Annotated in this window: 15 protein-coding genes; 10 read left to right on the top strand and 5 right to left on the bottom strand. The window is 67.8% G+C overall.

Features of this window, described 5'->3' with window-relative positions; translation table 11 throughout:
- Positions 1 to 10: 10 nt before the first annotated feature.
- The 3 genes from CUJ89_RS16655 to CUJ89_RS16645 form a co-directional block, all read right to left on the bottom strand.
- Entirely contained in the window at positions 11 to 751 is a 741-nt protein-coding gene (locus tag CUJ89_RS16655; protein ID WP_236654899.1) for a molecular chaperone, read from the bottom strand.
- A 131-nt stretch (positions 752 to 882) separates the two neighbouring features.
- A complete protein-coding gene (locus CUJ89_RS16650; protein WP_114178278.1) occupies positions 883 to 1,389 on the bottom strand; it encodes a spore coat U domain-containing protein in 507 nt (168 codons plus the stop codon).
- Positions 1,390 to 2,303: 914 nt separating this feature from the next.
- Positions 2,304 to 3,188 (bottom strand): transcriptional regulator GcvA, encoded by an 885-nt coding sequence (locus tag CUJ89_RS16645; RefSeq protein WP_114178277.1) that lies wholly within the window; start codon positions 3,186 to 3,188, stop codon positions 2,304 to 2,306.
- 96 nt (positions 3,189 to 3,284) lie between these two features.
- Here CUJ89_RS16645 and CUJ89_RS16640 point away from each other — a divergent pair, with 96 nt between their 5' ends.
- A complete protein-coding gene (locus tag CUJ89_RS16640; RefSeq protein ID WP_114178276.1) occupies positions 3,285 to 3,911 on the top strand; it encodes a chromate transporter in 627 nt (208 codons plus the stop codon).
- Positions 3,908 to 4,435 (top strand): chromate transporter, encoded by a 528-nt coding sequence (locus tag CUJ89_RS16635; protein ID WP_114178275.1) that lies wholly within the window; start codon positions 3,908 to 3,910, stop codon positions 4,433 to 4,435. Before CUJ89_RS16640 ends, CUJ89_RS16635 begins: the two co-directional genes overlap by 4 nt.
- Before the next feature lie 39 nt (positions 4,436 to 4,474).
- Here CUJ89_RS16635 and CUJ89_RS16630 read toward each other — a convergent pair whose 3' ends face one another.
- On the bottom strand, positions 4,475 to 4,813 hold the full coding sequence (locus CUJ89_RS16630) for a hypothetical protein (RefSeq protein ID WP_114178274.1): 339 nt from the start codon (positions 4,811 to 4,813) through the stop codon (positions 4,475 to 4,477).
- Positions 4,814 to 5,097: 284 nt separating this feature from the next.
- On the opposite strand from CUJ89_RS16630, the gene CUJ89_RS16625 reads away from it, so the two are divergent.
- From CUJ89_RS16625 to gor, 5 genes are all read left to right on the top strand, one after another.
- Complete coding sequence (locus CUJ89_RS16625; protein ID WP_114178273.1) at positions 5,098 to 5,802, top strand: YoaK family protein; 705 nt, start codon at positions 5,098 to 5,100, stop codon at positions 5,800 to 5,802.
- Between the two features lie 200 nt (positions 5,803 to 6,002).
- Positions 6,003 to 7,124: a porin gene (locus tag CUJ89_RS16620; RefSeq protein ID WP_114178653.1), complete on the top strand. Its 1,122-nt coding sequence runs from the start codon at positions 6,003 to 6,005 to the stop codon at positions 7,122 to 7,124.
- Between the two features lie 256 nt (positions 7,125 to 7,380).
- Entirely contained in the window at positions 7,381 to 8,523 is a 1,143-nt protein-coding gene (locus CUJ89_RS16615) for a porin (protein WP_114178272.1), read from the top strand.
- A 318-nt stretch (positions 8,524 to 8,841) separates the two neighbouring features.
- Entirely contained in the window at positions 8,842 to 9,069 is a 228-nt protein-coding gene (locus tag CUJ89_RS16610) for a hypothetical protein (RefSeq protein ID WP_047901084.1), read from the top strand.
- A gap of 243 nt (positions 9,070 to 9,312) precedes the next feature.
- Positions 9,313 to 10,668, top strand: a complete 1,356-nt coding sequence (gene gor / locus CUJ89_RS16605; RefSeq protein ID WP_114178271.1) for a glutathione-disulfide reductase — start codon at positions 9,313 to 9,315, stop codon at positions 10,666 to 10,668.
- Here gor and CUJ89_RS38005 read toward each other — a convergent pair.
- The gene (locus tag CUJ89_RS38005) at positions 10,665 to 10,814 is read right to left on the bottom strand and encodes a hypothetical protein (protein ID WP_161556542.1); all 150 of its coding nucleotides are present in this window, start codon (positions 10,812 to 10,814) and stop codon (positions 10,665 to 10,667) included. The genes gor and CUJ89_RS38005 overlap by 4 nt on opposite strands.
- 468 nt (positions 10,815 to 11,282) lie before the next feature.
- Here CUJ89_RS38005 and CUJ89_RS16600 point away from each other — a divergent pair, with 468 nt between their 5' ends.
- The 3 genes from CUJ89_RS16600 (at position 11,283) to CUJ89_RS16590 (ending at position 13,147) form a co-directional block, all read left to right on the top strand.
- Positions 11,283 to 11,960 (top strand): CsgG/HfaB family protein, encoded by a 678-nt coding sequence (locus CUJ89_RS16600; protein ID WP_114178270.1) that lies wholly within the window; start codon positions 11,283 to 11,285, stop codon positions 11,958 to 11,960.
- Between the two features lie 67 nt (positions 11,961 to 12,027).
- Positions 12,028 to 12,471: a DUF4810 domain-containing protein gene (locus tag CUJ89_RS16595; RefSeq protein ID WP_114178269.1), complete on the top strand. Its 444-nt coding sequence runs from the start codon at positions 12,028 to 12,030 to the stop codon at positions 12,469 to 12,471.
- Between the two features lie 10 nt (positions 12,472 to 12,481).
- Positions 12,482 to 13,147, top strand: a complete 666-nt coding sequence (locus tag CUJ89_RS16590; RefSeq protein ID WP_114178268.1) for a DUF799 domain-containing protein — start codon at positions 12,482 to 12,484, stop codon at positions 13,145 to 13,147.
- The last annotated feature ends 48 nt before the right edge of the window (positions 13,148 to 13,195 follow it).

Raw genomic sequence — 13,195 nt, 5'->3', positions numbered from 1 at the left:
GATCGCCGCCTTAGCGGTCGCTCGGCGCGATCGTGGAGTCGATGTTGCCTGCATCGGAGTAGCCGACCAAATGCAATCCGGAAGCAACGGCCGGTACGGTGCCGGAGCCGGGTTTGAACATCAGCTGCCGCGACTGGCCCGGCAGAATGTAGGCAAATTCCGCATGCGTGGCGACCGGCCGGTCGCTGCCCGGCGTGAGCAGCTCGAGGTTTGCCACCTGCGCATGCGCGGTGCCTTCGTTGGTCACGCGCAACGCGAGCATGCCGGCGCCGTTCGGACGCGGGGCCGCTGCCCAGCGCAGGCGAGGGGCAGTGTCGGTCTTCGGCCTCACGAAGATCGGCAGGCTCATTTCGAGCGCGATCTGCACGCCGGCGAACCCCGGCTTCGGCGTGGGCGGCACTTCGCGCAGATAGAGCCGGTAGCCGATCTCCTGATCCGCGCTCGGCGCGTGTCGCAGGCCGACCCGCACGACCTGCGAACCGCCGGGCGGGATCGTGAAAATGGGCGGAGCGGCAATCAGGTCGCCGGTGGACGCATAGACGTCGTCGCCCGCGCTCTGCGACCACGCGGCGGTACCCAGCTGGACGATCACGGGTTCGTCGGCCGACTCGTTCCTGACCGTGAGCGCGACGCTCGTGTGCGCCGCGGACAGCTCGACGCGAACGGGAGACACCGTGAAGTTCGTTGCATGACTGTCGACGCATGCCGCGGCAAGCGTTGCGGCCGCGATCCACTTCGCGAGTTGGCACATGTTCGGTTTCATCGCAGATCTACCCCTGTGAGATTCGCTTCGCCATGCGCAGCGCTGCGTGCGACGGGCGCGGCGGCGGCCGGTGGGGAGGGCGCGCGCATGCGGGATGCGGCGGGCCCTCCCGCGCCGCGCTAAAACGTCACGGTGACGGTCACCGTGTCGGCGTAGTTGCCCGGCACGGCGTTGGGCTGGTCCGGCACCTTGCCGTAGACGGTCCTGGTGATCGCCTGGGCCATCGCCATGCCTGCGCCCGTGCCATTGACGGTGTCGGTCGGCGGCGTATTGCCCCAGACGACCGAGCGGCTCGAATCCTGGTACAGCGTGTAATTGAGCTGATTCGAGCCGCTCGTCATGATGCGGCTCGCGACCGTGGCGCCCGACGTGGTGCCCGCATTCAGGCCGATGTTGAAATTCGTGCCGTTCGTGCAGCGGACCGTGATCGCCGACTGCGCCGTCTGATCGCCGGTGCCCGGCGTGTAGGCGGGGAAGGTCAGCGCGCTCGCCGAGTCGATCAGGCAGGTTGCGTTGACGGTGGCGGACACGCCGAACGTCGAGCTGGCTTGTCCAGCCGATACCGCGACGGCCACGCAAGCGAGCGATGCGGCAAGCGCCGCCTTGGTCAGTAAGGAATGCTTCATGATGGGTTTCTCCCTTGAAAGCTGGAATGTGCGGCCGGTGCGACGAGAAGGTCATTCGGGACGGGATCTCGATCGTCCAGATGCGCAATGGGTCTTCTGGTTGTGTCGGAGTGGGGTCGTTTGCTGGGCGGGCGCCTCCTTCGTGTCGGTATGCGCCGGCCCGACCGGCGCGGCGCTTGGGGCATGGGAGGCCTGGCCTCGGCGCTGCGGGGCGTACGACATCTCGCAGCCGTCGCCGCCCTGCGCGCTTGTTTTGCGCGCGGGGCGGCCGTCGGCGGCAATGCCCGCGCGAACGGCGCGGATCGTCGTCGTGGCGCGCATGCGCCCGGCTGGGGCTTCCCGGGGTTTGCCTATCGAATCGAGGCGTCGTGATGTCGGGTGACGATGCGGACCGTGTCGGCGCATCGGATGTCGACGGTGCGAAGTCGCGCCGCCGGCATCAGCCGATGCGTAACAGGAGCAGTGATAGGAACAGTGAGGCGAGACAGCAGCCGTGTGACGGCCGATATGATTTTCGACATGATTTCCCCGACCTGCTTGATGATTGTTTGTCGCCTGCATCGAGCCACCCGGCCGTGCAGTCGTCGTTGTTTGCACGGCTGCATCAGCAAGGAGCGGGCCAGCGCGCGGATAGCCGCGCGGGCAGGGGCTGGGCGGTCGCTGCTTGCAGCCGTGCAACGTTTCGGAGGGGGCAATGTTTCAGGCGTGAAACCGGCGACGGCGGGGCCGGTCGGCGGCGCGCCAGGCCCGGTGCGGAAAGGCCGGAGTGACGGGGGATCGCATGTGCGGCGCGACGGCGAATCCGCAGGGGAAACGGATGCGACGCGTGCGAATGGTTTCAGTCTTGCAACGCGTGCGGGGACGGGCGGCAGCGCAGCGCTTGCGTTTCGATCAGGTGTCGGGTGTGCAACGCGTCATGCGTTTGCGTTCGTCTGCGCTTCGAGCCAAGCGCAGAACTGCGCGACGAGCGGATCGTCGGCCGGCGCGCGCGGCGTGATCCACCAGTAGCTGCGCGTCGCGATGCGCGGCCCGCCGAGCGGCATCACGAGCCGGCCGCTCGCGAGCTCGTCGTCGATCAGCGGCAGCGGGCCGAGCGCGACGCCGAGCCCGTCGACGGCCGCCTGCAGCGCCAGGTAGAAGTGGTCGAACGACTGCCGCTTGCGCCCCTTCATCGCCACGCCGGCCGCCGCGAACCAGTCGCGCCAGCCTTCCGGCCGCGTATCCGAATGCAGCAGCACGTGCCGTGCGAGGTCGTCCGCGCGCGCGATCGGCGCGCGCCTGAGCAGCGCGGGGCTGCAGACCGGAATCACGCTTTCGTCGAGGAAGTGGCCGCTCGTGCAGTTCGGCCAGTGGCCGGGGCCGCGGCGGATCGCGACATCGAAGCCGTCGAGCGCGTCGAGCGGCGCGTTCGATGTCGACAGCTTCAGCTCGACGTTCGGCACGTCGCGCTGGAACCGCGACAGGCGCGGCAGCAGCCATTTCATCGCGAAGGTCGGCAGCGCATTGATGCGCAGCACGCGCGCCGCGCCGCTGTTGCGCAACTGCTCGGTCGCGTGCGCGATGCTGTCGAACGCCGCGCGCACGGTGTCCAGGTAGCGGCGGCCTTCGTCGGTGAGCTTCACGCGCTTGCCGTAGCGGTGGAACACCGGCTTGCCGAGCCATGCCTCGAACGCGGCGATCTGCCGGCTGATGGCACCATGAGTCACATGCAGCTCGTCGCCGGCGGCGCTGAAGCTTTCATGTCGTGCCGCGGCTTCAAAGGCTCGAAGCGCGGAAAAGGGCGGGAGATCGCGTGCCATGCTTGTGATTCTAGATCACAAGGAAGCGCCGATAAAATCGTTTTGCCGGAATCCCGAACGGCGGTAACCTCGGCTGACCGTTTGATGAGGATCCCCATGCAATCCGTTTCCCCGCCGCCTGTCGCGTCACCCCGCAGGGTCGGTCTCGCCGAGCTGTTCACCGGCTTCCTGTCGCTCGGCCTCATGTCGTTCGGCGGCGCGCTGCCGTTCGCGCGGCGCACGATCGTCGACGAGCGCAAGTGGCTCTCCGCCGACGAATTCACCGATCTGCTCGGCCTGTGCCAGTTCCTGCCGGGCGGCAACGTGATCAACCTGTCGGTCGCCGTCGGCATGCGCTTTCGTGGCGTCGCCGGCGCGTTCGCGGGCATTCTCGGGCTGATCGCGGGCCCGACGCTCGTCGTCGTCGCGCTCGGCGTGCTGTACGCGAAGACGCAGAACGATCCGCACGTGCAGCACCTGTTCGCGGGGCTCGCTGCCGCGGCCGCCGGGCTGCTCGTCGCGATGGCCGTGAAGGTCGCGAAGCCGTTGCGGCACGCGCGCGCGGCGGCCGGCATCGCGGCGCTCGCGTTCGTCGCGATCGCGGTGCTGCGCATGCCGCTGCTGACCACGATGCTGGTGCTCACACCCATCAGCGTGTGGCTCGCGTCGCGGCGCCGCGATGCGGGCACGCCGCGGCCGGCGCCGGCTGCCGCGCGCGACGCGCAGCATGGAGGCCGGCCATGAACGACACGCTGGTCGCGATCGCGACGATCTTCAGCCAGCTGTCGCTGCTCGCGTTCGGTGGCGGCAACACGATCCTGCCGGAGATGCAGCGGCAGGTCGTCGACGTGCATCACTGGATGAGCGCGCACGAGTTCACCGCGCTGTTCGCGCTGGCGCAGGCAGCGCCCGGGCCGAACATGATGATCGTGTCGCTGGTCGGCTGGCACGTGGCCGGCTGGGCCGGGCTGCTGGTCGCGTCGCTCGCGAAGTTCGGGCCGTCGTCGATCGTCACCGTGCTCGCGCTGCATGCATGGGAGCGCTTTCGCGACCGGCCGTGGCGCCGCTACGTGCAGCAGGGGATGATGCCCGTCACGGCGGGGCTCGTCGCAGCGAGCGCGGTGCTGATCTCAGAGGCGTCGAACCGCACGGCGATGCAGTGGGGCATCACGGCCGCGTGCGCGGTGCTCGCGTGGCGCACGCGCATCCATCCGCTGTGGCTGCTCGCGGGCGGCGCGCTGATCGGGCTCACGGGCATCGGGCAGTGAGCCGCCGCGCAGCCGGCCGTTGCCGGCTGCGGCCGCAGGCTACTGCGACGCCGGCAGGTCGCTGTTCACGATGCCGAGCAGCCGGCCGCGCTCGCTGCCGACGTCGTCCGTCACGGCCGGCCAGTCGACCACATAACCCGCATCGAGCGCATCGCGCATGATCGTGCCGTAATCGGCCTTTGCGAGCCTGCCGCCGCGCAACGCGTCGGCCACCTCGTGCTTCAGCTTCGGCGTGAACGACGGATAGGCGGCCACCAGCGCCGCATACTGGCGCGCGTCGATCTCGCCCGATTCGCGGTTGAACGCCCAGACGGCCACCAGCACGATCGCGGCGAACGGGATGACGGTGTAGCGCAGGAAGAACTTCGCGAGTGTCATTCGAAGGCTCGGTGAAGCGGCGCAGGGCGGCGATCGGGTCGCAATCGGGTCCGATCGGCCCGGTATACTCGGCCGGTTCTTCGGCGGTGAAACCTGCCCGGTCGGCACGTTCCGGCTGGCTGCGATGCGCGGCGGGAATCCGCCACCCGACGACGAGCATTATATTGGCGCGCGGCACGCGGCGATGCCCGGCCGCGCAGCGCCGGCGGCGTCCCGCGCCGGCAGGACTGAATGTCGCACCGCCCGCCGCGCGCGGCCGGGCGGCGCGCACCACCGGAGAATCGATGGATCTCGACGGCGCCAGCCGCAATCTCACTGTCGCCGCGTTGCTGACGCTGTCCGGCGGCTACCTCGACGCGTACACGTATGTCGGCCACGGCCACGTGTTCGCGAACACGATGACCGGCAACGTCGCGCTGCTCGGCATCAACCTGTCGGCCGGCGAATGGGCTGCCGCGCTGCATCACGTGCCGCCGCTCTTCGGCTTCGTGATCGCGGTGTTCGTCGCGCACCTGCTTGGCCTTGCCGCGCAGCGCGGCTGGATGCGGCACACGGCGTTCACGAGCCTGATCGTCGAGATCGCATTTCTCGGCGTGGCCGCGAGCGGCCTCGTCGGTGCGTCGAGCGCATGGCTGATTCCGGGCATCTCGTTCGTCGCGACGCTGCAGACGCTGTCGTTCACCCATCTCGAGGAACTGTCGTATACGTCGGTGATGACGACCGGCAACCTGCGGCGCGCCGCGCAGAAGCTGTTCGTCGGGCTGATCCCGCGCTATGACGCGGGCGCGCTGCACGACTCGGCGCTGCTCGCGACGATCAGCTTCTGCTTCCTGGCCGGCGCGGTGGTCGGCGGCCTCGTGACGCGGCTCGTGCCCGACGTCGCGCTGTGGGGCGCCGTGCTGCTGCTCGTCGGCGCCTTTGCGGAGATCGTGCGGCGCGCGTGGCGTCGCGCGGGGAATGGCGGCGGCGGGGCGGCGCAAACGACCTGACGGCGCGCGACGGAAGCCCGGCGCGGGAAACGTTGTTCCCGGACGACAAACGCACCGTGACGGCGCATTTCAATTTCTTTCATGTTTCCGACTCGTCATATGATTCAGGCCACATCGCGCGCGCCATGAGCGTGCGCGATCGCCACCCGGCTGCGCACGCGGCCGGCAATGAACGGAGACACCTACAAAAAGGAAAGCTCATGAAGCAGACCACCCGACTCGCAGCCATCGCAGGGGGCGCCGCGCTCGCATTCGCCAGCCAGTACGCGGCGGCACAAAGCTCGGTCACGCTCTGGGGCGTCGCCGACGCCAGCATTCGCTACCTGACCAACGCAAACGCCAAGAACGACGGCCTGCTGTCGATGACCAACGGCGCGATCACCAACAGCCGCTTCGGCATCTACGGCACGGAAGACCTCGGCAGCGGCCTGAAGGCCGTGTTCAACCTCGAAAGCGGCGTGAACCTGCAGAACGGCGCATTCGCCGACAGCGGCCGCCTGTTCAACCGCGCGGCGTACGTCGGCCTGCAGAGCCTGTACGGCACGGTGACCCTCGGCCGCCAGAAGACGCCGCTGTTCGACCTGCTGTCGGACACCTACGATCCGCTGACGGTCGGCAACTACCTCGAGAACGCATGGCTGCCGGTCGCACTCGGCGGCGGCCTGTATGCGGACAACCAGATCAAGTACACGGGCAAGTTCGCGGGCCTGACCGCGAAGGCGATGTACTCGACCGGCACCAACTACGAATCGACCGGCGCCGGCGGCTTCTCGGGCCAGATTCCGGGTTCGCTCGGCAAGGGCAATGCGTGGGGCGTGTCGCTGTCGTACGTGATGGGCCCGCTCAGCATCGCGGCCGGCGCGCAGCAGAACAGCGACAACTCGGCGCGCAAGCAGACGATCTACCACGCGAACGTCGTGTACGCGTTCAGCAAGGCGAAGGTCTACGCCGGCTACCTGCGCTCGAAGGACGACACGGGCTTCGTCGACAGCCTGCTCGCGCAGCAGACGATTCCGGTCGCGAAGGGCACCGGCCGGATCGACGACGGTCCGTTCGCGGGCGTGAGCTGGCAGGTCAGCACGCCGCTGACGCTGACGGGCGCGTTCTACTACGATCACATGCGCAATGCGATGACCGCGAACGGCACGCTCGCGAGCGGCAACCGCTACGCGATCGTCGGCATCGCCGAGTACGCGCTGAGCAAGCGCACCGAAGTCTACGGCACCGTCGACTTCAACAAGACGAACGGCGCGGCGAACGTCGAACTGCCGGGTCGCAGCAACCAGACGGGCATCGCGATCGGCCTGCGCAATATCTTCTGATCGAAAGACGTTTCGTTCGATCGCATGCCGGGAGGCGCCGCAACGCGCCTCCCGGCTTTTGACTGGCGCATCGTCGTCGCGCGCCGCGCCACCAAGTCATGCCATGCGGTTATGACTTTTCGCCGAATCGGCAATTTTCAGCACGGTTTTGTCTCCGGATAATGCGCCCAGCATCCGGATCGCATGCGGCAGCATCAGCGTGCCATGCATTCATTCGATCCGGACTACGAAATAAAACGGACGGAGACAAAAGATCATGAAAGCATGGGTTGCGGCGGGATCCGCCGCGCTGGCCGCGTTCGCGTGCGCGCCGGCGTGCGCGCAGAGCAGCGTCACGCTGTACGGCGTCGTCGATACGGGCGTCGAATTCGTTTCGCATGCCGACACGGCGGGCGACGGCGTGGTGCGCATGCCCGGCATCACCGGCGAGCTGCCGTCGCGCTGGGGGCTGCGCGGCAGCGAAGCGCTAGGCGGCGGCTGGCGCGCGAATTTCGTGCTCGAGAACGGCTTCAACATGCGCAACGGCGCCGCGAACCAGGGCGGGCGGCTGTTCGGTCGGCAGGCGTGGGTCGGCGTGGACGGTCCGTACGGCAGCCTGAGTTTCGGCCGCCAGTACACGATGACGTACTGGGCGGTGGCCGATGCCGACCTGCTCGGGCCCGACATCTATGGCGGCCTGGCTTCGTTCGATCAATATCTGCCGAGCGCGCGCAGCGACAACACGATCGCGTACAAGGGGGCGTTCGGCGGGCTGACCGTCGGCGCGACCTGGTCGTTCGGCCGCGACGCGGCCGGTACCGGCAATTCGCCCGGGCAGGGCACCTGCGCCGGTCCGGTGCCGGGCAGCGCGCAGACGTGCCGCGAATGGTCGGCGATGCTGCGCTACGACGCGCACGGCTTCGGCGTGGCCGCCGCGTACGACGAGCAGCGCGGCGGCGCGGGCGCGGCCGCGAGTTTCTATGACGGCGCCGCGCCGATCCCGTTCACGCAGCCGGGCGACAAGGATGTGCGCATGCAGTTGAACGGTTACGGCGAGTTCGGTGCGTGGCGATTCGGCGGCGGCTGGCTCGGCCGCCGCGTGCGGCTCGTGTCCGCGCAGATGCCGAACGTCGGCTACGACCAGTTCTATCTGACCGCGTCGTGGCGGGCCGCGCCGTTCCTGGTCTTCGACGGTGGCGCGTACCGGATCGTCAATCGCGTGCACGACGCGCGCGGCACGATCGGCGTGCTGCGCGGCACGTACCTGCTGTCCAAGCGCACGGCCGTCTACCTGCAAGGCGCATACCTGTGGAACAGCGCGAACGCGCAGTACACGGTCAGCCAAGGCGGCGGCGGCACGACGCCCGCACCCGGCATGACGCAACTCGGCGTGATGGCCGGCATCCGGCACCAGTTCTGAACGGGATGCCGGCCGTGTGTGCGCGGCCGGCACCGGTTCGGACCGCATCGTTCGGCGTCAGCTTCATGACGCGGCGGAATTCGTAAGCTATCCGTCGGCATTCCAGAACATACTTTTACAGTACGCGCGAAGGCTTTCCGCTACGCTGCGTACATCGCCGCTGTGTGCCGCCGTGCACGCGCGTGCGTCGTTCCGGCGGGCGCTCGGCGAGCGCGGCCGGCCTGGTGCGTAACTTGTGTATCCGGTGATGACAAACGCGGTCCGCCGGTTTTATTCGTGGGACGATCCGTCACACGATTTTCTTGAAAGGGGATGACGATGGGTATCCTGAACACGGTGGGTGAAATCGCTGGCGCAGTGGCGGCAGTCGAAGGCGCGGAAAAGCTGGATCCGGATGCGGGCCTGCTGACCAAGGCGGCAGCGGCCGTCGCCGGCTTCAAGGGCGCCGAGGCGATCGAAGGCATGCTCGAGAAGAAGGAAGAGAAACCCGAACAGGCGGCAGACGATACGCAGGCGACGGACGGCAGCGACACGTCGCAGGCATGAGCATGGCGGCTGGACCGGCCGTGGGCGCGCCGTTCGCGCGCCCGGGCGGACCGGTGCCGCGCGACCGGCAGGTCGGGCATGCGGTCGATCGGTGACGCATGACAAACCGGCAGCTGGGTTGACCGGCGAGAGGCGACGTCTCTCGCCGTTTTTTATTGGGCGCGCGCCGGATCGCGCCGTGCGCCGCACGAATTCCCGAATCTTGCTATCGTGCCTTCATCCGAACTGCGATGAGGGAATGCGATGGATTTCGACTACGACCTGTTCGTCATCGGCGCCGGCTCGGGCGGCGTGAGGCTCGCGCGAATGTCGGCGTCATACGGCGCGCGCGTCGGCATAGCGGAAGAAGAGCAGATCGGCGGCACCTGCGTGCTGCGCGGCTGCATCCCGAAGAAGCTGCTCGTCTACGCATCGCACTACCCGCACGAAGTCGAAGACGCGAAGGGCTTCGGCTGGACCTTCGGCGCCGGCACGCTCGACTGGCCCGCGCTGATCGCCGCGAAGGATCGCGAGATCAATCGGCTGAGCGACATCTACATCAACCTGTTGCGGCAATCGGGCGTCGACATGCATGCGGGGCGCGCGACGCTCGTCGATGCGCACACGGTCGCGATCGGCGAACGCACGATCCGGGCGCGCCACATCGCGATCGCGACCGGCTCGCGTCCGTCGCTGCCGCCGCGGCCCGGCATCGAGCACGCGATCACATCGCGCGAGGCGCTGTCGCTCGCCGCGCTGCCCGCGCGCATCGCAGTGGTTGGCGGCGGTTATATCGCGGTCGAGTTCGCGGGCATCTTCAACGGCCTCGGCAGCCAGGTCGACCTGTTCTATCGCGGCGAGAAAATCCTGCGCGGCTTCGACGACGACGTGCGCCAATTCCTGACCGACGAAATGACGAAGCAGGGTGTCACGATCCACGCGCGCACGGTGGTCGAGTCGATTTCCCGCGCGGACGACGGCACGCTGAGCGTGCGCGTCGGCGACGCGCGGCACGGGCCGTACGATGCGGTGCTCTATGCGACCGGCCGCGTGCCGAATGTCGACGGGCTCGGGCTCGAACAGGCGGGCGTCATGCTTGATGCACACGGCGCGATCGCCGTCGATGCGTATTCGGCGACGTCGGTCGCTTCGATCCATGCGATCGGCGACGTCACGTCACGGCCGCAGCTCACGCCGGTGGCAACGCGCGACGGCGGGCTGCTCGCGCGCACGCTGTTCGGCGGGGCGCGCGTCGCGGCCGATCACGAATGGGTGCCGTCGGCCGTGTTCAGCCAGCCCGAGGTCGCGACGGTCGGGCTGACCGAGGCGGATGCGCGTGGCGCGCACGGCGAAGTCGACGTCTACCGCACGTCGTTCAAGGCGCTGCGCCACACGCTGTCGGGTCGCGACGAGCGCACGATGATGAAGCTCGTGGTCGCGCGCGACAGCCAGCGCGTGGTGGGCGCGCACATGGTCGGGCGCGACGCCGGCGAGATCATCCAGGGCATCGCGATCGCGATTCGCGCGGGCGCGACGAAGGCACAGTTCGACGACACGATCGGCATCCATCCGACCGCGGCCGAGGAGTTCGTGACGATGCGGCAGAAGGTGGCGGATTAGCGGAGGGCAGCGCGCGCCGGCGGGTGATCGACGGCGGGCGCGCGTGCAGGCTGCCGCAATGGCGCATCGATCGGATTGCCGGTTTTCTGGATGGAGATGCCGTGCCGTGTCTCGAGAATTGTTTTCGGGGTATTGGCAATGCGCATGCGCGGCTTTTCGAGTTATCTCAATATTTTCGTCTCGCCGGCGATCTCGCTGTTGCGGGAGCCGGGCATGACCCATTCCGCTGGGTGACGCGCTGTGCCGTGAATCGCATGGCTGAGCGGGGAGCCGCATGCGTCAACCCGCGGGACGTGAAAATCGTCAATTCTTTTAAAGACAGTCCGTCTCAATAAATACGTTTGGTATCATCGCGCAAAATCATATACGGGGCCGATCATGCGCGATCAACAGCGCAGCAATCAGAATAACGGGATCACCGCGGCGCGCGCGAATATCGGGCGCGCCGCCGCCTTTGCGCCTGCCGCTGCAACGCGTCCGTTGCACGCTTCTTCCCCTCGAATGCCGCCATCGCCCGTCGGGCGATGAGTGCTGCCGTATCCGTTCCGATCGCCGGTTCGTTCGCGAGCCGGCGCGCCCGATCCGGGCACCTTTCCACGCAAGGAGACCCAGCAGTGAATATCCAGACAGGACGCATCGTTCTCGTCGCGGCCGCGGTTGCGGCCGCGCTGTCCGGCTGCGCGACCGAATCGTCGCGCACGCTCGACGTGCCGGCCGTGAGCAGCGCGCAGAAGCCCTACGCGGGCAAGCCCGTCGCGATTGCGGTCGGCAAGTTCGACAACCGCTCGAGCTACATGCGCGGCATCTTCTCGGACGGCATCGACCGCCTCGGCGGGCAAGCGAAGACGATTCTCGTCACGCGCCTGCAGCAGAGCCGGCGCTTCAACGTGCTCGATCGCGAGAATCTCGACGAGATCAAGCAGGAAGCCGGCTTCATGAAGAAGGCGCAGGCGGTGAAGGGCGCGAACTACGTGGTGACGGGCGACGTGACCGAGTTCGGCCGCAAGGACGTCGGTGATCACCAGCTGTTCGGCATTCTCGGCCGCGGCAAGACGCAGGTCGCGTATGCGAAGGTCAACCTGAACATCGTCGACACGACGACGTCGGAAGTCGTTGCGTCGAGCCAGGGCGCGGGCGAATTCAGCCTGTCGAACCGCGAGGTGATCGGCTTCGGCGGCACCGCCGGCTACGACTCGACGCTCAACGGCAAGGTGCTCGACCTCGCGATCCAGGAGGCCGTGAACCATCTCGCCGAGCAGGTCGACGCCGGCGCGCTGAAGACCGCGCAGTAAGCGCTGCAGGCGCCGGGGCCGGCGCTGCACGCGATCGATTCACCACGACATCAAAAGAGAAAAGACCATGAAACGGGGTAACTGGCTGCCGGCGACGGCCGCCGCATTGCTGCTCGCCGGCTGCGCGAGTTCCACGCCGCCGCTCTATCAGTGGACGGGCTATCAGCCGCAGGTGTACGAATACTTCAAGGGACAGAAGTCGCCGCAGGAGCAGATCGACGCGCTCGAAAAGGCGCTGCAGGAGATTCGCGGCAAGGGCCATACGCCGCCGCCGGGCTTCCATGCGCATCTCGGGATGCTGTACGCGAGTGTCGGCAACGAGCAGCAGGCCGAGCAGGAACTGCAGGCCGAGAAGCAACTGTTCCCGGAATCCTCGACCTACATGGATTTCCTGCTGAAGAAGAAAACCGGCGCGCCGAAATCCGCGGATCAGAAGGCCGCCGGCCAGCAGGCCGCCAGCCAGACGATCGCCGGGCAGAAGACCGCCGATTCGAACACAGCCAAACAGTGACGCGCCAGCCATGTTCAAGACTCTCTCATTCAAGCTGATGTCCGTGCTGTCGATCGCCGCGCTGCTGAGCGCGTGCGCGCAGCCGGTGAAACGACCCGACTACACGGCATTCAAGAAGAGCCAGCCGCGCTCGATCCTCGTGCTGCCGCCCGTCAACGAGACCTCCGACGTCGGCGCGACCTACGGGATGCTGTCGCAGATGACGCTGCCGCTCGCCGAGTCCGGCTATTACGTCGTGCCGGTCGCGGTGATGGACGAGACCTTCAAGCAGAACGGCCTGACCAATGCGGCCGAGATCCAGGAGACGCCGCCCGCGAAGCTGCGCGAGATCTTCGGCGCGGACGCCGCGCTGTACGCGAAGGTATCGAAGTACGGCACCGTGTACCGGATCCTCGCGAGCGCGACGGTGGTGTCCGCGTCGGCCAAACTCGTCGACCTGCGCACGGGCGACGTGCTGTGGCAGGGCGAGGCCAGCGCGGCCAGCGACGAAGGCGGCAACAGCGGCGGCGGCGGCCTGATCGGCATGCTGGTGACGGCCGCGGTCAAGCAGATCGCCAATACGCTGATGGACCAGAGCCACGACGTTGCCGCGTTTACAAGCGGAAGGCTGCTGGCGGCGGGGCCGCCGAACGGGCTGCTGTACGGTCCGCACTCGCCGAAGTACGGCACCGACTGACCGGCATGGCGTGATGGGCGCCGATGCGGCGGGGCGGCAGTAAGCCGC

Origin of the sequence: Burkholderia pyrrocinia (genome assembly GCF_003330765.1) — a bacterium.
In the GTDB taxonomy this organism is placed as follows: domain Bacteria; phylum Pseudomonadota; class Gammaproteobacteria; order Burkholderiales; family Burkholderiaceae; genus Burkholderia; species Burkholderia pyrrocinia_B.
Note: the sequence above shows the minus strand (reverse complement) of the source record. Positions and strands in the feature narration are given on the sequence as shown.

Coding starts and splice junctions, on each gene's coding strand:
- CUJ89_RS16625 (WP_114178273.1), top strand. CDS start 5,098: ATGGATCTCGACGGCGCCAGCCGCAATCTCACTGTCGCCGCGTTGCTG.
- CUJ89_RS16595 (WP_114178269.1), top strand. CDS start 12,028: ATGAAACGGGGTAACTGGCTGCCGGCGACGGCCGCCGCATTGCTGCTC.
- CUJ89_RS16610 (WP_047901084.1), top strand. CDS start 8,842: ATGGGTATCCTGAACACGGTGGGTGAAATCGCTGGCGCAGTGGCGGCA.
- CUJ89_RS16630 (WP_114178274.1), bottom strand. CDS start 4,813: ATGACACTCGCGAAGTTCTTCCTGCGCTACACCGTCATCCCGTTCGCC.
- CUJ89_RS16650 (WP_114178278.1), bottom strand. CDS start 1,389: ATGAAGCATTCCTTACTGACCAAGGCGGCGCTTGCCGCATCGCTCGCT.
- CUJ89_RS16640 (WP_114178276.1), top strand. CDS start 3,285: ATGCAATCCGTTTCCCCGCCGCCTGTCGCGTCACCCCGCAGGGTCGGT.
- CUJ89_RS16590 (WP_114178268.1), top strand. CDS start 12,482: ATGTTCAAGACTCTCTCATTCAAGCTGATGTCCGTGCTGTCGATCGCC.
- CUJ89_RS16620 (WP_114178653.1), top strand. CDS start 6,003: ATGAAGCAGACCACCCGACTCGCAGCCATCGCAGGGGGCGCCGCGCTC.
- CUJ89_RS16635 (WP_114178275.1), top strand. CDS start 3,908: ATGAACGACACGCTGGTCGCGATCGCGACGATCTTCAGCCAGCTGTCG.
- CUJ89_RS16615 (WP_114178272.1), top strand. CDS start 7,381: ATGAAAGCATGGGTTGCGGCGGGATCCGCCGCGCTGGCCGCGTTCGCG.
- CUJ89_RS16655 (WP_236654899.1), bottom strand. CDS start 751: ATGTGCCAACTCGCGAAGTGGATCGCGGCCGCAACGCTTGCCGCGGCA.
- gor (WP_114178271.1), top strand. CDS start 9,313: ATGGATTTCGACTACGACCTGTTCGTCATCGGCGCCGGCTCGGGCGGC.
- CUJ89_RS16645 (WP_114178277.1), bottom strand. CDS start 3,188: ATGGCACGCGATCTCCCGCCCTTTTCCGCGCTTCGAGCCTTTGAAGCC.
- CUJ89_RS38005 (WP_161556542.1), bottom strand. CDS start 10,814: ATGCGCATTGCCAATACCCCGAAAACAATTCTCGAGACACGGCACGGC.